General features: G+C 72.3%; 16 protein-coding genes. 8 read left to right on the top strand and 8 right to left on the bottom strand.

What is annotated here, in order from left to right:
• Positions 1-32: 32 nt before the first annotated feature.
• The 4 genes from ASC58_RS04440 to hemG form a co-directional block, all read right to left on the bottom strand.
• Positions 33-929: a cytochrome c oxidase assembly protein gene (locus tag ASC58_RS04440; protein WP_056914779.1), complete on the bottom strand. Its 897-nt coding sequence runs from the start codon at positions 927-929 to the stop codon at positions 33-35.
• A gap of 128 nt (positions 930-1,057) precedes the next feature.
• The gene (locus tag ASC58_RS04435; protein WP_056918504.1) at positions 1,058-1,666 is read right to left on the bottom strand and encodes a hypothetical protein; all 609 of its coding nucleotides are present in this window, start codon (positions 1,664-1,666) and stop codon (positions 1,058-1,060) included.
• 170 nt (positions 1,667-1,836) lie between these two features.
• Positions 1,837-2,538 (bottom strand): hydrogen peroxide-dependent heme synthase, encoded by a 702-nt coding sequence (hemQ, locus tag ASC58_RS04430; protein WP_056914781.1) that lies wholly within the window; start codon positions 2,536-2,538, stop codon positions 1,837-1,839.
• 4 nt (positions 2,539-2,542) lie between these two features.
• Positions 2,543-3,967, bottom strand: coding sequence for a protoporphyrinogen oxidase (gene hemG / locus ASC58_RS04425; RefSeq protein ID WP_056918503.1), 1,425 nt, complete (start codon positions 3,965-3,967; stop codon positions 2,543-2,545).
• Between the two features lie 116 nt (positions 3,968-4,083).
• On the opposite strand from hemG, the gene ASC58_RS04420 reads away from it, so the two are divergent.
• On the top strand, positions 4,084-5,109 hold the full coding sequence (locus ASC58_RS04420) for a DUF4349 domain-containing protein (RefSeq protein WP_056918502.1): 1,026 nt from the start codon (positions 4,084-4,086) through the stop codon (positions 5,107-5,109).
• 29 nt (positions 5,110-5,138) lie between these two features.
• Here the strand turns inward: ASC58_RS04420 and hemE are convergent, their stop codons facing one another.
• Positions 5,139-6,185, bottom strand: coding sequence for a uroporphyrinogen decarboxylase (gene hemE, locus ASC58_RS04415; protein ID WP_235529097.1), 1,047 nt, complete (start codon positions 6,183-6,185; stop codon positions 5,139-5,141).
• Between the two features lie 33 nt (positions 6,186-6,218).
• Positions 6,219-7,043: a DMT family transporter gene (locus tag ASC58_RS04410; protein WP_056918501.1), complete on the bottom strand. Its 825-nt coding sequence runs from the start codon at positions 7,041-7,043 to the stop codon at positions 6,219-6,221.
• Positions 7,044-7,125: 82 nt separating this feature from the next.
• Here ASC58_RS04410 and ASC58_RS04405 point away from each other — a divergent pair, with 82 nt between their 5' ends.
• The 7 genes from ASC58_RS04405 (at position 7,126) to ASC58_RS04375 (ending at position 15,700) form a co-directional block, all read left to right on the top strand.
• Complete coding sequence (locus tag ASC58_RS04405; protein ID WP_056914786.1) at positions 7,126-7,710, top strand: DUF3000 domain-containing protein; 585 nt, start codon at positions 7,126-7,128, stop codon at positions 7,708-7,710.
• Positions 7,711-7,735: 25 nt separating this feature from the next.
• A complete protein-coding gene (locus ASC58_RS04400) occupies positions 7,736-9,025 on the top strand; it encodes a ribonuclease D (RefSeq protein ID WP_082552949.1) in 1,290 nt (429 codons plus the stop codon).
• 146 nt (positions 9,026-9,171) lie between these two features.
• Complete coding sequence (locus ASC58_RS04395; protein ID WP_056914787.1) at positions 9,172-10,389, top strand: thiolase family protein; 1,218 nt, start codon at positions 9,172-9,174, stop codon at positions 10,387-10,389.
• Positions 10,386-12,506, top strand: a complete 2,121-nt coding sequence (locus ASC58_RS04390) for a 3-hydroxyacyl-CoA dehydrogenase NAD-binding domain-containing protein (RefSeq protein WP_056918500.1) — start codon at positions 10,386-10,388, stop codon at positions 12,504-12,506. Before ASC58_RS04395 ends, ASC58_RS04390 begins: the two co-directional genes overlap by 4 nt.
• Positions 12,507-12,579: 73 nt before the next feature.
• Positions 12,580-12,957: a hypothetical protein gene (locus ASC58_RS04385; protein WP_056914789.1), complete on the top strand. Its 378-nt coding sequence runs from the start codon at positions 12,580-12,582 to the stop codon at positions 12,955-12,957.
• Between the two features lie 98 nt (positions 12,958-13,055).
• Positions 13,056-13,820: a 3-hydroxybutyrate dehydrogenase gene (locus tag ASC58_RS04380; RefSeq protein ID WP_056914790.1), complete on the top strand. Its 765-nt coding sequence runs from the start codon at positions 13,056-13,058 to the stop codon at positions 13,818-13,820.
• A gap of 29 nt (positions 13,821-13,849) precedes the next feature.
• Positions 13,850-15,700 (top strand): helix-turn-helix domain-containing protein, encoded by a 1,851-nt coding sequence (locus ASC58_RS04375; protein WP_056918499.1) that lies wholly within the window; start codon positions 13,850-13,852, stop codon positions 15,698-15,700.
• Here ASC58_RS04375 and dxs read toward each other — a convergent pair.
• Positions 15,654-17,522: a 1-deoxy-D-xylulose-5-phosphate synthase gene (gene dxs, locus ASC58_RS04370; protein ID WP_056914792.1), complete on the bottom strand. Its 1,869-nt coding sequence runs from the start codon at positions 17,520-17,522 to the stop codon at positions 15,654-15,656. The two genes, ASC58_RS04375 and dxs, sit on opposite strands and share 47 nt — an antisense overlap.
• Positions 17,523-17,623: 101 nt before the next feature.
• Complete coding sequence (locus ASC58_RS04365; RefSeq protein WP_056918498.1) at positions 17,624-19,735, bottom strand: glycogen debranching N-terminal domain-containing protein; 2,112 nt, start codon at positions 19,733-19,735, stop codon at positions 17,624-17,626.
• Positions 19,736-19,944 lie beyond the last annotated feature (209 nt).

The following is a 19,944-nucleotide window of genomic DNA, read 5'->3' as shown; positions in this document are numbered from 1 at the left end:
CGGGCCAGGACCCGTCGGATCCTCGACGACCGTCAACGACCGGGTCCGCCGTACCGCGGGTCGGACTCCCACCACGGACGGTCGGAGGCCGGCTCGAGGTCCAGGCGGGCGTCCACCAGCGCCGCCTCGACCCGGTCGGCACGCACCCACGCGGCCACCGTCGCCGCGAGCAGCGGGAGGCCCACGGCCTCGGCCAGCCCGAACATCGCACCGCCGCCGACGTGCTGCTGGAACAACGGGTCACGGGCCGCCAGGTAGGCCGCCACCGGAGCACCCAGCAGCGCAGGCGACGCCATCACCACCACGCCGGGCACGGCATCGAGCAACCCGTCCCCGAACCCGATGAGCACCCGTACCCCCGGCGTGCACCAGGCCGGGGCGAGCTCGTCGGCGAGCAGCGGCAGGACGAACAGCAGCCCGGTGCCGACGAGCAGCAGGTAGGTGAGCTCTCGCAGCCACCCGAGCTCCAGCGACCGGGCCAGCCACGGCGTCACGAACATGGCCAGGTGGACCCCTGTCGCCACGACCGAGCCGACGAGCGGGAACATCAGCACCCGGGCCACCCGACCGCCGAGGAACTCGCGGACCGCGGCAGCCCGGACGGGGCCCACGGCCCGCAGCCCGAGCCCCACCGGGTCACCGAGGGCGAGGCCGACCGGGGTGATGGCCGCCAGCACGCCGGACTGCGCGGCCGCGGCGACGAAGGACGTGTCGCGGAACGCAGCCAGGCCGCCGTCGGTGGCCAGCACGAGGGTGCCGATCCCCAGCACCGCGTACGTGATCACGCGCAGGACCGGCACGGGCTCGTGGCGACGTCGCAGCGTCCACACGGCCGCGGCATACGCCCCACCCAGGAGGACGGCCAGCGCCGTCCCCACCGGCGACAGGACCCACGCGGTGAAGACGTCGCCGAAACCGAAGGGTGCCACCCCGGGAGCCTGCTCCCCCCACCTGAGACGCGCCTGAGGACCGCCGCCGACCCGAGCGAACCACCGGGACAGGGAAGGGCCCCCGACCGTGGTGGTCGGGGGCCGTCCCCCCCTCCGCGCCGGACGCCTCAGACGGCGTGTGCCGGCGTGGCCGCCCTGCCGACACCGATCCGGACCTCTTCCTCGACCGGGACGGTGCGGCGGTGCCACATCCCGAGTCCGCTGAGGATGAACATCAGGCCGGAGCCGACCAATGCCGCGATCGCACCCCACAGGGCGATGGTGCCCATGGTGCCGAAGGCGTACGCGTTGAGGAGCAGGCCGCGCAACGTGTTACCCATGAACAGGGTCTGGCGCAGCTGCCCGAGCTCGGCGACGGTGGCCGGGTCGGAGGTCTTGTCCGCCGAGGCGGCGATGAACTCGCCACTGACCTCCTCGTAGGTCTTGCCACCACTGGCCTTGTTCATGTGGACGAGGATGTAGTGGTCGGCGTAGGCCTTGGCCTGCGCGCCGGTGGTGAGCTCCTGGCCCGCGTACTGGGACAGGTACGGCTTGATCAGCGGGTCCTCGATCGCCTTGCCCGAAGGCATCGTGATCTTCTGGTCGGCGAGCTGGCTGTGCACGTTGGCGCTGACGAAGCTGCTCGCCCAGGTCAGCAGTCCGCCGGCCGTGAGGAGCACCGCGGCCAGGATCAGGCCGCCGATCGTCAGGAGCGTGTCGAGAGTTCTGCGTCGCATGGTTGTCGTCTCCAGCTGGTCGGGGTTTGCGGCCCCGGGTGGTCATGCCCTTCTGGGCACCCCCAGCATCCGGGCACGCAGTCACCACCGACAGGGACCATCGTCCCCGACCCTGTGTGGTCCACGGCACATCCCTGTGCCGGCAAGGAGATCCGCAGTCGTGCGAAGCGTCAGCGCAGCGACGCGAGCAGGTCCGCGACCTCGACGCGGCGACCCGTGTGGAACGGCAGCTCGTCGCGCACGTGCATGCGGGCCCGCGACGCCCGCAGCTCGCGCATGAGGTCGACGATGCGGTGCAGCTCGTCGGCCTCGAAGGCCAGCACCCACTCGTAGTCGTTGAGCGCGAACGAGGCGATGGTGTTGGCCCGCACGTCGGGGTAGTCACGCGCCATCTGCCCGTGCTCGCGCAGCATGTCGCGGCGTTCCTTGTCGTCGAGCAGGTACCACTCGTAGGAGCGCACGAACGGGTAGACGCAGATGAAGTCCTTGGGCGTCTCGTCCGCGAGGAAGGCCGGGATGTGGCTCTTGTTGAACTCGGCCGGACGGTGCAGCGCCGCCGCCGACCAGGTCGGCTCGAGGAGGTGCCCGAGGTCGGTGCGCAGGAAGGCGCGGTAGGCCGCCTGGACGTCCTCGATCTTCTCCGCGTGCCACCAGACCATGAAGTCGCAGTCGGCCCGCATGCCGCCGAGGTCGTAGACGCCGCGCGTCAGGACCCCCTTCTCCTCGAGCTCGCCGAAGAGGGTCTCGACCTCCTTGGCCATCTGCTCGCGGTCCTCCCCCAGCGGCGCGGTGACGCTGAACACCGACCACATGGCATACCTGATGGAGTCGTTGATCTCGCGGATCCGGGACGGGGAGGGCTTGCTGCTCATGGGTTCATTCTCCCGCGTCCCCGTGGCGGGCGCGCAGGTGGGTGGTCACGGCCAGGGCCGCGGCCCGTCCGCTCGCGATGCAGGCCGGGATCCCCACCCCCTCGTATGCCGCGCCGGCCAGCTCCAGCCCGGGCACCGCCGCCGCTGCGGCCCGGATCCGGGCGACCCGGTCGACGTGGCCGACGGTGTACTGCGGCAGGGCACCGCCCCAGCGCTGGACGTGGGTGTCCACGACCCGTGGCAGCTGGTGGCCCAGCGCCTCGCTGACCTCGGCGACCGCGATCGCCACGAGCTCGTCGTCGGGTCGCTGGAGGTCCGAGGTCTCACCCCAGCGCCCCACGGAGGCGCGCAGGAACAACAGATCCCGGGCCGCCTCGGCGGTCCATCGCCACTTCGTCGACGAGAACGTGCTCGCCTTGATGGTGCGGCCGTCCACGGCCGGGACGAGGAAGCCGGAGCCGGGCAGCGGTCCACCACCGGAGTCGACGGCGAGCGTGACGATGGCCATGGAGGCGTACTCGACCTCGCGCAGGGACGAGGCGGCGGCGGCCGAGTGCGGCGCGATCAGCCGGGCGGCGGGGGCCGCGGGCACGGCCACGACGACGGCGTCGGCGGCCAGCCGCCGCGGGTTCGGCCGGGAGCCCGTGACGACGGCCCACCCGGCCCCGTCCCGGTGCAGCTCACGGGCGATGGTGCTGCTGAGGATCGTGACGCCCCGTGATCGCAACGTCTCCGACAGTGTCTCGGCGAGCCGGCCCACTCCCCCGTCGAGACCGGCGAACACCGGGGCCGACGACCCCGCGGACGACAGGGCCGACGTCTGGGCTGCGGTCGCGGCGGCTTCGGTGAGGGAGGCGCCGGCGGTCACGGCGGCATGCACCTGGGGGAGGCAGGCCCGCAGGGAGAGGCTCCGCGCCTGTCCTGCGTAGACCCCGGCGAGCAACGGCTCCACCAGGCGGTCGACGACCGCGTCCCCGAGTCGCGCGGCGACGTAGTCGCCCACGGACACGTCGTCGAAGTCCCCTCCACCCCAAGGCATCTCGGCCTCGGCTCGGGCGATCTCCTCGGGTGACAGCACACCCGCGGCCGAGGCCGCCGGCGAAGGGATGCCCATGAGAGTGCCTCGGGGCATCGGGTGGAGCTGACCTCGCGACCAGATGCTCGCCGTCGTCGCCTCGGGGTGGACGACGTGCTCGTCGAGGCCGAGCTCCGACATCAGGGTCAGCGCCTCGGGCCGCCGCGCCAGGACCGACTCCGCGCCCACGTCGAGCGCGACCCCGGCCACGGGCTCACGACGCAGCTTGCCGCCAGGGCGGTCGGACGCATCGACGATCGTGACGGTGACACCGGGCAGGGCGTCCAGCAGCTGCCAGGCGGCGGTGAGCCCGGAGATGCCTCCCCCGATGACGACGACGTGCGACCCGACCATCCCCCCACCCTTTCAGGCATCGTGACGGTTTCGACACCACGGGGTGGGAACGGGCCCGTGACGGGTGGAGTCCGAGTGGCATCACTCACCCGATCGACGCTGACCTGGGGGTCGCCATGTTCCGTGATCGTCCGCACCGCACTCTCGTCGGCCTCACGGCCGCGCTCCTCGCCACCGTCAGCCTCGCCGCCTGCAGCGGCGGCGGCAGCTCGAGCACCTCGGACAGCGCCGGCAGCAACGCGGTCGGCGCCGAACCGGGCCCGGCCGCCAGCGGCTCCGGCGCCGCCGGCGACTCGGCCAAGGAAGGGACGGCAGCCCAGCCGGGCACCGCCTTCCGGGGAGCGTCCGGAGGCCCGGCCGACACGGGGACCGGCGCCGTGGACCCCGCCGTCCTCACGGCCCCGGGGTCGACCCTCGCACGGCGGGCCACCGTCGCGCTCAAGGTCAGGAACCTCTCCCAGAGCGTCGCCGCGATCCGGTCCCTCTCGGTGGCCTCCGACGGCGTGATCCTCGCCGAGAACATCGGCACCGGTGGCACCTACGTCCCGCTGGAGGACCGTTCCAAGGTCACGGCGACGACCTACGGGGAGATCACCCTGTCGGTCCCGGCGACCCGGCTCGACACCGTCATGGCCGAGCTGGGCAAGCTCGGGACCGTCATCCGGTCCGAGAGCTCGAGCGAGGAGGTCGGCAAGCAGATCGTCGACACCCAGTCCCGACTGGAGACGATGCGCGAGAGCGTGGACCGGGTCAGGGCCCTGATGACCAAGGCGACCGACCTCACCCAGATCGTCAACCTCGAGGCCGAGGTCAGCCGCCGCCAGGCCGACCTCGAGGCGCTCGAGGCGCAGCTGGCGGCCCTGAAGAACAGCGTGGCCCGCTCCCCCATCCAGATCAGCCTCACCACCGAGACCGACGTCATCGCAGCCCCCAAGCCGGCCCAGGACACCGGGTTCATGGCCGGGCTGTTGGGCGGCTGGACGGCCTTCACCTCGTCCGTGCGGGTGGTCCTGACGATCGTCGGCGCGCTGGTGCCGTTCGCCGCCGCCTTCGCCCTCGTCGGGGTCCCGCTCTGGCTGGCGTGGCGTCGTCGGCGTCCGGCGCCGGCCACGGTGACCGTGCCGACGGTGCTCCCGGAGTAGCCCCGGGTCAGGCTTGGGTCAGGCTCGGGTCAGCGAGCGCCGACCTCGTGGACCAGCTCGACGACCCGGGTGATGACCTCCGGGTCGGTGGACGGCAGGACACCGTGCCCGAGGTTGAAGATGTGGCCAGGGGCAGCCCGACCCTCCTCGACGATCGACCGCACCTTCGCCTCGAGGGCCGGCCACGGCGCGAACAGGAGGGCAGGGTCGAGGTTGCCCTGCACGGCATACCCGTCCCCGATGCGGGCGAGGGCGTCGGTGAGGGAGACGCGGTAGTCGACGCCCACGACGTCGGCGCCGGCGGCGCCCATCGCGGGGAGCAGCTCGCCGGTGCCGACACCGAAGTGGATGGTCGGCGTGCCGTGCTTCGCCACCGCGGCGAGCGCGACGCGCGAGTGCGGCTGCACGTAGGTCTCGTAGTCGGCCCGGGGCAGGTTGCCGACCCACGAGTCGAACAGCTGGACGACCGAGGCGCCGGCCGCCGCCTGGACGTCGAGGAACGCACCGGAGATCTGCGCGAGCCGGGCGCACAGGTCGTGCCACAGCTCCGGGTCGCCGTACATCAGGGCCTTGGTGTTCTCGTGGTTCTTGCTCGGGCCGCCCTCGACGAGGTAGCTCGCCAGCGTGAACGGAGCCCCGGCGAACCCGATCAGCGGCGTGGCCCCGAGCTCGGCGACGAGCAGGCGCACGGACTCGGTGATGTCGGGGACGTGCTCCGGCGTCAGCTCCGGCAGCCGGTCGAGGTCGGCCCGGGTACGGAACGGCTCGGCCACCACGGGCCCGACGCCGGGGACGATGTCGAGGTCCACCCCGACGGCGGCAAGCGGCACGACGATGTCGGAGAAGAAGATCGCGGCGTCGACCTTGTGGCGACGGACGGGTTGGAGGGTGATCTCGGTGACCAGGTCCGGCCGGCGGCAGGACTCGAGCATGCCGACGCCCTCGCGGACGGCCCGGTACTCCGGCAGCGAGCGTCCGGCCTGGCGCATGAACCACACGGGGGTGTGGGTCACGGGCTCGCGGCGGGCGGCCCTGACCAGGGCCGAGTCGAGGGGGCTGTGGAGGGGGGAGGTCACGCGGGCAATCCTAGGTCGCGGTCGCGCGGCTCCTCACACCGCGATGATCGCAGCGCCGGCGAGGGACAGGATGGCCCCGACCTGCTGGATGGGGCGGAGCCGTTCCTTGAGGACGACGCGCGCCAGCAGGATGGTCATGACGGGGTAGAGCGAGCCGAGGACGCTCGCGATGCTCACCTCGCCCCGGGACGACGCGAGCGCGAACAGGCCGTTCGCCGCCATGTCCCCGCACCCGATAACCAGGAGGACGGGGACCTCGCGGGCGACGACTCCCCCCACGGAACGGGTGACCAGGGCGACGACGAGGAAGACCACGAGGGACGTGGAGCGCATGCCCCACAACGTCATCAGCGTCGAGCTCCGGGCACCGCGGTCGAGGCAGAACAGCGCGAGGCCGAACCCCACCGCTGCCACTCCCGCCAGCACGACCGGCCTCGTCGAGACGTCCCCACTGAGCTCGGGTCCGGAGGCGAGCGTCACGCCGATGACGGCCACGAGGATGCCCACCCACGTCCACGCCGACGGCTCGTCGCCGGTGGCCACCCCGAGCAGCACGGGCACGGCGACCCCGAGGGCGGCGATGGGGGCGACCACGCCCATCGTCCCGGTGGACAGGGCGGTGTAGAAGCACAGGAGGCCGCTGAGACCCGACAGTCCGGCAGCCACCGACCACAGCGGCCAGCCCGTCCACGTGACGTCCCCGAGCTGGGTGAGGACGACCACGCTGAGCACCAGGAAGGCCAGTGACTGGGTCCACCCGACCACGGCGACGGCCGGGCGTCGTCGGGAGAACAGCCCGGCGAAGAAGTCCGAGGTGCCCCACACCGCACTGGAGGCGAGCGCGAGGAGGGAGAGCACCCGCGCACGCTACCCGGCGGTCGCGACACGGCGCGGCCTCAGCCTCCCTGTGATACGCGACCGGTCGACATACTCTCTGACGGTGGGCAGCAGAACGGTCCCCGGCGACCAGTCACCCGAGTTCGCGCAGGCGCTCAGCGACCTGCGAGGTGCGCGGTTGCGCCCCGAGATCCGGCTCACCGAGGTGCCCGCGCCCCAGCGCATCGCCCCGTATGCCGTGGCCCTCACCGCCGAGGTGGTGGGTGCGGCCGCCGACGAGGACGAGCTGGCGTCCGGCCGCTTCGTCCTGCTGCACGACCCCTCGGCCCCGGATCCCTGGGACGGCGCCTGGCGGGCGGTGACGTTCGCGCGGGCCGAGCTCGAGCCCGAGCTGGCGAACGACCCGATGCTCGGTGCGGTGGGCTGGTCCTGGCTGACCGACGCCCTCGAGTCGCACCACCTCGGGTACACCGCCGAGGCCGGGACCGTCACGCGGGTGGTGTCCGAGAGCTTCGCCGGGCTGTCCGACCGCCCCGCCAGCGTCGAGATGGAGGTCCGCGCCTCGTGGACCCCCGTCGCCGGCAACGTCGGTGCGCACCTGGTGGCGTGGTCGGACCTGCTGTGCACGATCGCCGGCCTCCCCCCGCTGCCCGAGGGAGTCATTGCGCTGCCTGGGCCGCGGCGCTGAGCACCGCGCCGGGTAGGTTGGGCCGGTGACCGACACCGACGCCGAGGTCCCTGCAGGGGAAACGGCGCCCTCCACCGCTGACGCGGACACCTCCGTCGACGACTCGGGCACCACCGAGACCGTCGAGCTCATCCCTCTCGACATGCCCGCGGACGGCGTCCCCCCGGTCGTCGAGACCGAGCGCGGACTGATGGAGGCGGCAGCGGCGATCGCCGCGGGCGAGGGCCCGGTCGCCCTCGACGCCGAGCGCGCCAGTGGCTACCGCTACGGCCAGCGGGCCTACCTCGTCCAGCTGCGCCGTGAGGGTTCCGGCACCTGGCTCATCGACCCGATCGCCTGCCCCGACCTGTCCCCCCTCGACGAGGCCATCGGCAACGCCGAGTGGATCCTGCACGCCGCGACGCAGGACCTCGCCTGCCTCGCCGAGGTCGGCCTGCGTCCCCGTCAGCTGTTCGACACCGAGCTCGCCGGGCGCCTGCTCGGGCTCCCCCGGGTGGGACTCGCCGCCGTCGTCGAGCACTACCTGGGGCTGTCCCTCGCCAAGGAGCACTCGGCCGTGGACTGGTCCACGCGTCCCCTGCCCGAGCCGTGGCTGCGGTACGCCGCGCTCGACGTCGAGGTGCTCGTCGACGTCCGCAACCTCATGGGTGTCGACCTCGCCAAGCAGGGCAAGGCGGGGTGGGCCCGTGAGGAGTTCGAGGCGCTGCTCGACTTCACCGGGCCGGCTCCGCGCGTGGACCCGTGGCGACGGACGTCCGGCATGCACAAGGTCCGCCAGCGCCGCATCGCCGCGGTCGTCCGCGAGCTCTGGGAGACCCGCGACGCCATCGCGCAGGACCGGGACGTCTCCCCCGGCCGGGTCCTCCCCGACGCCGTGCTCGTCGAGATCGCCATGGCTGCCCCGACGACCCCGGCCGGCCTGCCCTCGGGTCACCGTTCCGTGCGCCGGTACCAGCGCCAGTGGCTCGAGGCGGTCACGCGTGCCAACGCCGTCCCGGAGGCCGACCTGCCCCCGATGACGCTGCGCTCGGACGGCCCGCCCCCTCAGCGCGCCTGGCCCGAGCGCGACCCGGTGGCCGCCGCCCGCCTCGCCGCCACCCGTGAAGCCCTCACGGCCTTCGCCACCGAGCACTCGATCCCGGTGGAGAACGTGCTGTCCCCCGAGCCCCTGCGCCGCGTCATCTGGAGCCCGCCGGCCGACCGCAGCGCGGCCGGGTTCGCCGAGGCCCTGCAGGGGCTCGGTGCGCGGCACTGGCAGACCGACGTCGTCGCGCCCCTCGTCGCCGCAGCCTTCGAGGCCCACCCCGACGAGTAGGTCGGCAGGTGCAGTGACCGGGGGTGACGGCTCTCACGCGCGGGGTCGGGTGACCGCCTTGTTACCGGGAAGTAGCATCGGTGGCAGGTGCACGGGCGGACCGCCCTGCGCCGAACCACCCGTCGCTCCAACACAGGAGGCCACCCGTGCCCCGCACCCTTCGTGAGGTCGTCTTCGTCGACGGCGTCCGGACGCCGTTCGGCAAGGCCGGGGAGAAGGGCATCTACGCCCAGACCCGCGCCGACGACCTCGTCATCCGCTGCATCCGCGAGCTCATGCGCCGCCACCCCGAGCTGCCCCCCGAGCGCGTCGAGGAGGTCGCCATCGCGGCGACCACCCAGATCGGCGACCAGGGCCTGACCCTCGGGCGGATGGCTGCCCTCCTGTCCGGCCTCCCCAAGACCACCCCGGGGTACTCGATCGACCGCATGTGCGCCGGCGCCATGACCGCGGTGACCGCCACCGCGTCGTCGATCGCGTTCGGCTCCATCGACATCGCCATCGCCGGCGGGGTCGAGCACATGGGCCGCCACCCGATGGGTGAGGGCGTCGACCCCAACCCGCGCATCGTCGCCGAGAAGCTCGTCGACCCCAGCGCGCTCGTCATGGGCTCGACCGCCGAGAACCTGCACGACCGCTACCCGACGCTGACCAAGGAGCGCTCGGACGCGTATGCCGTGGCCTCCCAGGAGAAGCTCGCCAAGGCCTACGCCAACCACCAGGTGCAGCCCGACCTCGTGCCCGTCGCCACCCGGCACCAGGACCTCGGCTATGGCCTCGCCATCCAGGACGAGCCGCCGCGCCCGGGCACCACGCGCGCGGACCTCGACGCCCTGAAGACCCCGTTCCGGCCGCACGGCAACGTCACCGCCGGCAACTCCGCGGGCCTCAACGACGGCGCCACCGCGTGCATCCTCGCCTCCGAGGCCGCCGCCCAGGAGCTCGGCCTCCCCATCCGTATGCGGCTCGTGGACTTCGCGTTCGTCGGTGTCGAGCCCGAGGTCATGGGCATCGGTCCGGTGCCGGCCGCCGAGAAGGCGCTCGGCAAGGCGGGGCTGTCCATCGAGGACATCGGCCTGTTCGAGCTCAACGAGGCGTTCGCCGTGCAGGTGCTCGCCTTCCTCGAGCACTTCGACATCGCCGACGACGACCCGCGCGTCAACCAGTACGGCGGGGCGATCGCGACCGGCCACCCGCTCGCGTCGTCCGGCGTGCGCCTGATGACCCAGCTGGCGCGCCAGTTCGAGGAGCACCCCGAGGTGCGTTACGGCATGACCGCCATGTGCATCGGCATCGGCATGGGTGGCGCCGTGATCTGGGAGAACCCTCACCACGCTGACTACGGCAAGGAGGTCGCAGCATGAGCGACCAGGCGACCACTCAGAACCCGGCCTTCGACGAGGTCGTGACCCACACCCCGGTCCGCGACATCACCCTTCCCGGCGACGCCGGCGTGCTGGCGCTCATCACCCTCGACAACGGGTTCGACCACACCAAGCCCAACACGTTCGGGCCGCAGACCATCGCCAACCTACTCTCCGTCGTCCAGGGCCTGCGCACCCGGGCCGAGGCCGGCGAGATCCAGGCGGTCGGCATCACCGGCAAGCCGTTCATCTTCGCCGTCGGAGCCGACCTCAAGGCCGTCGCGCAGGCGACCAGCCGGGACCAGGCCCTCGAGGTCGCCCGCGCCGGGCACGCCGCGTTCGGCGCGATCATGGACCTCCCCGTGCCGACGTTCGCGTTCGTCAACGGTGCCGCGATGGGTGGCGGCGTGGAGATCGCCCTGTCGGCCGACTACCGCAGCATCTCCGCCGGGGTCCCGGCGATCGCGCTGCCGGAGACGTTCCTCGGCCTGGTGCCCGGATGGGGTGGCTGCTACCTGCTGCCGAACCTCGTGGGACCGGTCAACGCGCTCAAGGTCATCATCGAGAACCCCATGAACACCAACCGGATGCTCAAGGGCCCGCAGGCCTTCGAGCTCGGTATGGCGGACGTGATGTTCGCCCCGGCCGACTTCCTCGAGGAGTCGCTGCTGTGGGCCGCAAGGGTCCTCACCGGCGAGACCGAGGTCGACCGACCCGAGGTGACCCGCGACGAGTCCGAGTGGGCCGGTGCAATCAAGGCGGCCAAGGGCCTGGTCGACCTCAAGACCGGCGCGAAGTCCCCCGCGCCGTACCGCGCACTCCAGCTCGTCGCCGCGGCACGCACCGCGACGCGCGACGAGGCGTTCGCTGCCGAGGACGAGGCGCTCGCCGACCTCGTCATGGGTGACGAGCTGCGCGCCGGGCTCTACTCGTTCGACCTCGTCCAGCGTCGGGCCAAGCGTCCGGCCGGAGCACCGGACAAGGCCCTGGCCCGCAAGGTCACCAAGGTCGGCATCGTGGGTGCCGGGCTGATGGCCAGCCAGCTCGCCCTCCTGTTCGCGCAGCGGCTCGAGGTGCCGGTCGTCATGACCGACCTCGACGAGGAGCGCGTGGGCAAGGGCGTGGGGTACGTCCACACCGAGGTCGACAAGCTGCTCGGCAAGCGCCGGGTCAGCCCCGACAAGGCCAACCGCATCAAGGGCCTGGTCACCGGCTCCACGAGCAAGGACGGGTTCGCCGACGCGGACTTCGTCATCGAGGCCGTCTTCGAGGAGATGTCGGTCAAGAAGCAGGTGTGGGCCGAGGTCGAGGCCGTCGTGTCGGCCGAATGCGTCCTCGCGACCAACACCAGCTCGCTGTCGATCACCGAGATGGCCGCCGAGCTGCAGCACCCGGAGCGGGTCGTGGGGTTCCACTTCTTCAACCCCGTCGCCGTGATGCCGCTGCTCGAGATCATCAAGGGCGAGCAGACCGACGACGCCACGCTCGCCACGGCCTTCGCCACCGGCAAGACGCTGAGGAAGACGACCATCCTGGTCAAGGACTCGCCGTCGTTCATCGTCAACCGGCTCCTCGGCCGCTTCATGGGAGAGGTCGCCAAGGTCGTCGACGAGGGCACACCCATCGAGGTGGCTGACCGCGCGTTCGCGGGCCTCGCACCGATGCCGCCGTTCATCCTGCTCGGCCTCGTCGGGCCCGCGATCGCCTTGCACAACAACGAGACCCTGGCCAAGGCGTTCCCCGACCGGTTCTACGTCTCGGAGAACCTGCGCAGGGTCGTCGCGGCGAAGAAGTCGGCCATCTACACCTGGCCCGAGGGCAAGCCGGTCGTGGACCCCGAGGTCGAGGCGCTGTTCGAGAAGCCCGCCGACCCCGTGGTCCTGACCACCGAGCAGGTGCGCGAGCGCGTCCTCGGCGTCCTGGCCGACGAGGCCCGACGGATGCTCGACGAGGGCGTCGCCCAGGCGCCGATGGACCTCGACCTGGCGATGATCACAGGTGCCGGGTTCCAGTTCTGGAACGGTGGGCTCACCCCGCTGCTCGACCGCGAGAGCGTCTCGGAGAAGGTCACCGGCAAGCGGTTTCTGCCCGCCGGAGCGGCGAGCGTCCCCGCCTAGTCCGTACCCGGCATACCCGACGACGCCCCGACAGCTCCTTGTCGGGGCGTCGTCGTCGGAGGACCATGCCTGCATGACCACGACCGCCGACGCCTTCGTCAACGCCCTGGCCGCCAAGGACGAGGGCCGGTTGCGACAGGTGCTGCGCGACGACGTGGACTTCCGCGGTCTCACCCCGAACGACACCTGGCAGGGGACGGGTCACGACGAGGTGCTGGGGGTCCTGCTCGGCCACTGGTTCGAGCCGCAGGACGAGATCGTCGAGGTGCGCGAGGTGGACGTCGACACGGTGGGTGACCGCGACCGCGTGACGTACCGGCTCGGGCTGAGCTGTGAGGGCGAGGCGCGGGTGACCGAGCAGCACGCGGTGTTCGAGACCGATGCCGAGGGGCGGATCGGCTGGTTGCGGATCATGTGCTCGGGTTTCCGTCCCGATGCCGCGAGCCGGTGACCTGGCCCGGCCACACGGAATCCCCACACACAGGTCCACCGAGAACTGTGGCTCGCCGCCACATGATCGACTCTGCACCGCGGACCTAGTCTCGCGGCATGCCGACGACGCCTGCGCTCCTCGACCTGACCGGACGGACCGCCCTGGTGACCGGCGCCGCGAGCGGGATCGGCGCCTCGTGCGTCGAGCGGCTCGCAGCGGCCGGGGCGCGGGTGCACGCGGTGGACCGGGACAAGGAGGGCCTCGAGCGGTTCGCGTCCTTCACCGGGGTCGAGACCCTGCCGACCGACCTGTCGGACCTCGCGGCCGTCGACCAGCTCCCGGGCGACGTCGACATCCTCGTCAACAACGCCGGCATCCAGCACGTCAGCCCGATCCACGAGTTCCCGGTCGAGACGTGGGACCTCATCATCCGGCTCATGCTCACCTCGCCGTTCCGGCTCACCCGCCGGGTGCTCCCCCACATGTACGCGCAGGGGTTCGGCCGGATCGTCAACGTCTCCAGCGTCCACGGCCTGCGCGCGAGCGCCTTCAAGGCCGCCTACGTGTCGGCCAAGCACGGCCTCGAGGGGCTGTCGAAGGTCACGGCCCTCGAGGGCGCCGAGCACGGTGTCACGAGCAACTGCGTCAACCCGGCGTACGTCCGGACGCCCCTCGTGGAGAAGCAGATCGCCGACCAGGCGTCGTCGCACGGCATCAGCGAGGACGACGTGGTCAGCCAGATCATGCTCGAACCCGTCGCGGTGAAGCGGCTCGTGGAGGCCGATGAGGTCGCCGAGCTCGTGGCGTTCCTGTGCGGCCCCTCTGCTGCCTCGGTGTCGGGGGCGTCCTTCGCGATGGACGGCGGTTGGACGGCCCACTGACCGCACCCGGCCGCCTAGGATCCGACTCGATGGACGCCCACGACGACTCAGCGATGACCCTCCTGCGCCTGCTGGCGGAGGGGGCACCCGCGTCGGAGCTGGGGACCGTGGCCGATCCCGGTGGTGAGGCCCGCGAGCTGGCCCTGCGGGTGCGGGCGGCGTTCGACTCACGGCGCCGCCGCGAGGCGGAGCTGACCGCGCTCGTGGAGACCGCGCGGGACCTCGCCGCCCTGCGCGACCCCAGCGGCATCCTCGAGGCGATCGTCCGGCGGGCCCGCACCCTCATCGGCACCGACGTCGCCTACCTCACGCTGTACGACCCCCGGGCCGGTGACACCTTCATGCGTGCCACCGACGGCTCGGTCAGTGTGGAGTTCCAGAGCGTGCGGCTCTCCCTCGGCGACGGCCTCGGCGGCCTGGTCGCCTCGACGCGCAAGCCCTACTGGAGCGCCGACTACCTGCACGACCACCGGTTCCAGCACACCGGGACCATCGACAGCGCCGTCGGTGACGAAGGCCTGGTGTCGATCTGCGGGACCCCGCTCACCGTCGAGGACGAGTTCGTCGGGGTGCTCTTCGCCGCGAACCGCTCACCGCGACCGTTCTCCCCCGACCAGGTCGCCCTGCTCGGCTCGCTCGCCGCGCTGGCCGCCGTCTCCATCGTGCAGACCCGCAGCGCCGAAGAGGTCCGCCGCCACACGGCCGGGGTCGAGCGGGCCGCTGCCGCGCACGACCGGTTCGCCGAGCTGGTGCTCGCCGGTGGTGGGGTCGACGACATCACCAAGGCGCTCGGCGACCTGCTCGGTGGCTGGGTCGTGCTGCTGGGTTCCGAGGGTGAGTGCCTCAGCACGCACGGTGACGCCCCGCCGACCGACGACTCCCGCGCCGGCCTGCTGGCCGACTCCCCCGTCGTCCGGATGACGCAGGCCTCGGGCCGCCTCGCGCACGACGCCCCGGGCGACCGGTGGGCCATCGGCGTCAAGGCTCCGCAGACCCCGCTCGGAGTGCTGGTGCTGGGCGGTGTCGGGGTCCTCGACGACGCCGACCGGCGCACCGTCGAGCGCGCCTCCGTCGTCACCGCCCTCGTGCTCCTGTTCGAGCGCACCGCCGCAGAGGCCGAGCAGCGGGTGCGCACCGACCTCGTCGCCGACCTCGTCAGCGGACGCGGCGACCCCCAGACCCTCGCCTCACGCGCGCGCGGCGAGGGCGTCGACCCCACCGTCCCCCACGCCGTACTGGTAGCGGACGCCGACGGCCAGGTGCCGCGCCGCACCCTGCTGCTCGCCGCCCACGCGGCGGCCGGACCGGACTCGGTGGTGGGCGAGCACGACGGTCGCGTCGTGGCGCTGGTCCCCTCCGACGACGCCCACCAGGCGGCCGGCGAGCTGGCCCGTCGGCTGGGCCGCCTCGGCCGGGTCAGCGTCGGCGCCGCAGGGCCCGTGAGCCTCGGCGACGACGTCCCGGCCACCTGGGCGGAGGCGGTGCGGACCGTTCAGGCGCTGGAGTCGCTCGGCCTCGGCGGCACCGGCGCCAGCTCGGCCCACCTCGGCTTCGCGGGCCTCGTCGTCGGTTCGGCCCCCGACGTGGACGGCTACGTCACCGACCACCTCGGCCCCCTGCTCGACTACGACGCCAGGCGCGGCTCCGAGCTGGTGAAGACCCTGCAGGCCTACTTCGACGCCGGTGGGAGCCCGCGGCACGCCGCGACCCAGCTGCACGTCCACGTCAACACGGTGAGCCAGCGGCTCGAACGCATCTCGGCACTGCTGGGCGCGCACTGGCAGCAGCCGGACCCGGCCTTGGAGCTGCAGCTGGCACTGCGGCTGCGCCGGCTCAGTGCAGGCGCGTCGCCAGCGACGTCGCCACCGCGTCGGCGGTGAGCCCCAGCTCGTCCAGGAGCTGACCGCGCGAGGCGTGGTCGAGGAACGTCTTCGGTATGCCGTGCAGGTGCACCGGCACGTCGAGGCCGGCGTCGCGCAGGGCGACCGTGACGGCCACCCCCACACCGCTCGTGACGAGGTTGTCCTCGACGACCGCGACGGCACCGGCGGTGCGGGCCAGCTCGACCAGGTCGTCGCTCACGGGCAGCACCCAGCGCGGGTCGACCGCGGTGACCCGCAGCCCCTGCGCCTCGAGCTTCCCGGCCACGTCGACGGACAGTGCGGCGAACGCACCCACCCCCACGACGAGCAGGTCGCAGGCCTCCGTCGACGTCTCGTGCAGGACGTCCAGCGAACCCACCTGGCGCACGGCCGGCACCGGGTCGCCCACGTCGCCCTTGGGGAAACGGATCACGGTCGGGGCGTCGGCGACGTCCACGGCCTCGCGCAGCTGCATACGGACCTGCTGGCCGTCACGCGGCGCGGCGAGGCGCAGGCCGGGGACGATCGAGGCGATCGCCATGTCCCACATGCCGTTGTGCGACGCACCGTCGCTGCCGGTGACGCCGGCACGGTCGAGGACGAAGGTGATGCCGGCCTTGTGCAGCGCGGCGTCCATGAGCAGCTGGTCGAACGCGCGGTTGAGGAACGTCGCGTAGACCGCCACCACCGGGTGCAGCCCGGCGAACGCCAGCCCGCTGGCCATGGTCGTCGCGTGCTGCTCGGCGATGCCGACGTCGAACACGCGGTCGGGGTAGGCCGCGGCGAACCCGTCGAGTCCGACGGGGATGAGCATCGCCGCGGTGAGGGCGACGAGGTCGGGGCGCTCGGCGCCGAGGGCGACCATCTCGTCGTTGAACTCGTCGGTCCAGATCCGGCCGCTCACCTCGAACGGCAGCCCGGTCTCGGGGTTGATCTTGCCGACGCTGTGGAACTGGTCGGCGTCGTCGTTGACGGCCGGCTGGTAGCCCCGGCCCTTCTGGGTGATGACGTGCACGAGCACCGGCCCACCGAAGGCGCGGGCCTTGCGCAGCGCGGACTCCAGCGCCGGTTCGTCGTGCCCGTCGACCGGGCCGAGGTACTTCAGGCCCAGGTCCTCGAACATCCCCTGCGGGGCGACGATGTCCTTGATGCCCTTCTTCATGCCGTGCAACGTCTCGTACATCGCCCCGCCCACGACGGGGGTGCGGTGCAGGGTGTTCTTGCCCCAGTCGAGGAACCGCTCGTAGCCCCGGGTCGTGCGCAGCGTGGCGAGGTGGTCCGCGAGTCCGCCGATGGTGGGGGCGTAGGAACGCTCGTTGTCATTGACGATGATCGTCAGCGGCAGGTCCTTGTCGGCGGCGATGTTGTTGATGGCCTCCCACGCCATGCCGCCGGTGAGTGCCCCGTCACCGATGACGGCGACCGTGTGGCGCCCGCGCTCGCCCTTGAGGCGGCGCGCCTTGGCGATGCCGTCGGCCCACGACAGGGCGGTGGAGGCGTGCGAGTTCTCGACGACGTCGTGCTCGGACTCGGCGCGGCTGGGGTAGCCGGACAGGCCGCCCTGCTTCTTGAGCTTGCTGAAGTCGTGGCGGCCGGTCAGCAGCTTGTGGACGTAGGACTGGTGGCCGGTGTCGAAGACGATCGTGTCGCGCGGGCTGTCGAAGACCCGGTGCAGGGCGATGGTGAGCTCGACGACACCGAGGTTGGGTCCGAGGTGGCCACCGGTCTTGGACACCGACTCCACGAGGAACGCACGGATCTCACGGGCGAGCTCGGCGACCTGGGGCGCGGGCAGCGCCTTGAGGTCGGCGGGGCTCTGGATCGTCTCGAGCAGTCCCACGCAGGGCCGTCCTTTCACACAGTCGGTTCGCCCGGTCGACCGCAGCGGGTCCACGCCACGGTCCACCGCATCGGGCAAGCGACTGAGTCTAAGCGTTGCGGCTAGGCGTTGCCGCCGCGCACCCTGACCTCGACACCGTGCGGTGTCCCGGTCACCTCGACCTGCCCGTCCCTGTCAACGCTCACGGTGACGGTGGCGTCCCCGATGCGCAGTCCCTCGACCCGCACCGCGCCGAACGGGGCCGGCACCACCGGGTCGATGTCGACGTACCCGGCGGGCACGTCGGCCCGCAGCCCGAGGGCGACCGTCACGAGGGCACCCGCGGACGCCGCCGACCAGGCCTGCGGACGGCACGACGCCGGGTAGGGCGACGGGCGGCCCATCATGGGCAACCCGGAGTACAGCTCGGGCCAGCGGTGGTCGAACGCCTCCCCCGAGGCGACGAGCGAGCGGGCCACGAGGGCGCTCTCGGCCCGATGTCCTTCTCGGGCAAGGCCCAGAGCAGCGATGGCCGTGTCGTGGGTCCAGATCGAACCGGTGTGGTACCCGATGGGGTTGAAGCCACCGTTGCCGCTGCCGAGGGTGCGGATGCCGAACTCGTCGAGCAGCTCCTCACCGGTCAGCTGGGCGGCGACCGAGGCGGACTCGGCCTCCGTCAGGACACCGGTTCCGAGGACGTGCCCCATGTTGGAACCGAGGCCGTCGACGGCCTCGCCGTGCCCGTCGAGCGCGATCGCGAGGTGGCGACCGGCGTCGGTCTGCACCCAGAACCGGTCCGCGATCCGCTCGCGCAGCTCCTTGGCCTGCCGCTCGGCGTCGTCCGCCCCGTCCTCGCCCAGGGCGCGCAGGAGGCGCGCGGCGCCGGAGAGGGCCTCGACGGCATACGCCTGGGCCTCGACGAGGGCGATGGGGGCGTCGGCGACGCGCCCGTCGCGCCAGCGGATGGAGTCTCCGGAGTCCTTCCAGCCCTGGTTGGCCAGGCCGCTGCCGGAGGTGTCGAGGTACTTGAGCAGCCCGTCGTCGTCGGGGCGGCCGTCCGTGGTGAGCCAGCCCAGGGCGGCGCGCACGTTGGGCAGCAGGGCACGCACCTCGTCCTCGGCCAGACCCCACTGCCACGCCTCCACGAGCAACGTCACCCACAGAGCCGTGGCGTCGACCGTGCCGTAGTAGACCGGCGGCAGCGCCAGTCCGCTCTCGGGATCGAGGTATGCCGTGCGGCGCAGCTCGTGGGGGATCTTGCCGGGCGCCTCGGCGCTCCGGGGGTCGACCTTCGTCCCCTGCCGGCGCGCGAGGACGCGCAGGGTGCCACCGGCGAGGTCGGTGCCGAAGGGCAGCATCATCCGCGCAGCCCAGATGGAGTCCCGCCCGAAGAGCGTGAGGTACCAAGGGGTTCCGGCCGCGGCGAACACGTCGTCGGCATCCTCGGGGTCACGCAGCAGCAGGTTCTGGAGGTCGTCCATCGAACGGGCGACGAGCTGGCTCAGCCGCGGGTCGTCGGCGACGACCCGCACCCCGGCCCAGGTGACGGCGGCGTGCCCGGGGTCTGCGTCCAGGGCCGATGCGGACTCGCGGGACGTCGCGACACGCAGGGTGGCCTCGGTGCTCCCACCGGGTTCGACCGACAGCTGCAGGTCGACGACGGCCCGACCGTCGGACAGGACCACGGCAGCGGGCGCCGGGTCGAGCTCGACGCGGGTCGTGTGCCGGTCGAAGGAGAACACGAGGGCGTCACCCTCGCGGGACGGGAGCACCTGAGGGTGCGCGACGTGCCCGGCCTTGACGGAGCCGATCGGTGCACCGTCGCCGGCCAGCTCGACGCTCAGCGTGGTCGTGACCGTCTGGCTGGCCCGCGAGGTGAGGACCAGCCGCTCGACCATGACACCGTCCTCGAGCACCCGGGTGCGGTGCACCTCGACGGTGGGGTCAGGGCCGGGGTTGCCGAGGTTGCGGGCCGAGAGCACGAACTCGGCGCGCGCGCCGCTCGCACCCTGGGCCACGAAGGCGGGTGCTTCGCCGTCGAGCCGGACGATCGCCGTGCTGAGCACCCGCACGTCGTCGACGTACAGACCGTGCGGGGTCCCCGGGTCGATGTCCCCACAGGTACCGGACAGGGCCGTGGCGTTGCCGTTCACGCAGATGGTGAGCTCGTGGAGCCAGGGTTGCCGCGCCGGGACAGCTGCTCCGGCAGCCTCCGTCGCCTCGTGGTCGGACACCTGTTTGCCTTCTCTCCGTCGACGTCTGGGCAGGTCAGCGAGCTGTCGGCACCGTCGCGACGACGCAGCGCGCCAGCTCGGTCGGTCGGTTCGCCATCCCATCATGCCCTTGACGATGCCGGGTGCGTGCAGCATGCTCGCATTTGTTGGAACGTTCAAACCCGTTCCGATTTGAACGATCACATCGCACGACCAGATCGCAAGGGAGC

It is taken from the genome of Phycicoccus sp. Root101 (assembly GCF_001426245.1).
In the GTDB taxonomy this organism is placed as follows: domain Bacteria; phylum Actinomycetota; class Actinomycetes; order Actinomycetales; family Dermatophilaceae; genus Pedococcus.
Note: the sequence above shows the minus strand (reverse complement) of the source record. Positions and strands in the feature narration are given on the sequence as shown.

What these genes read in the sequence shown, in the direction of transcription:
- ASC58_RS04385 (WP_056914789.1), top strand. Translation starts at nt 12,580, where the DNA reads ATGACCACGACCGCCGACGCCTTCGTCAACGCCCTGGCCGCCAAGGAC.
- ASC58_RS04435 (WP_056918504.1), bottom strand. Translation starts at nt 1,666, where the DNA reads ATGCGACGCAGAACTCTCGACACGCTCCTGACGATCGGCGGCCTGATC.
- ASC58_RS04380 (WP_056914790.1), top strand. Translation starts at nt 13,056, where the DNA reads ATGCCGACGACGCCTGCGCTCCTCGACCTGACCGGACGGACCGCCCTG.
- ASC58_RS04390 (WP_056918500.1), top strand. Translation starts at nt 10,386, where the DNA reads ATGAGCGACCAGGCGACCACTCAGAACCCGGCCTTCGACGAGGTCGTG.
- ASC58_RS04420 (WP_056918502.1), top strand. Translation starts at nt 4,084, where the DNA reads ATGTTCCGTGATCGTCCGCACCGCACTCTCGTCGGCCTCACGGCCGCG.
- hemG (WP_056918503.1), bottom strand. Translation starts at nt 3,967, where the DNA reads ATGGTCGGGTCGCACGTCGTCGTCATCGGGGGAGGCATCTCCGGGCTC.
- hemQ (WP_056914781.1), bottom strand. Translation starts at nt 2,538, where the DNA reads ATGAGCAGCAAGCCCTCCCCGTCCCGGATCCGCGAGATCAACGACTCC.
- ASC58_RS04375 (WP_056918499.1), top strand. Translation starts at nt 13,850, where the DNA reads ATGGACGCCCACGACGACTCAGCGATGACCCTCCTGCGCCTGCTGGCG.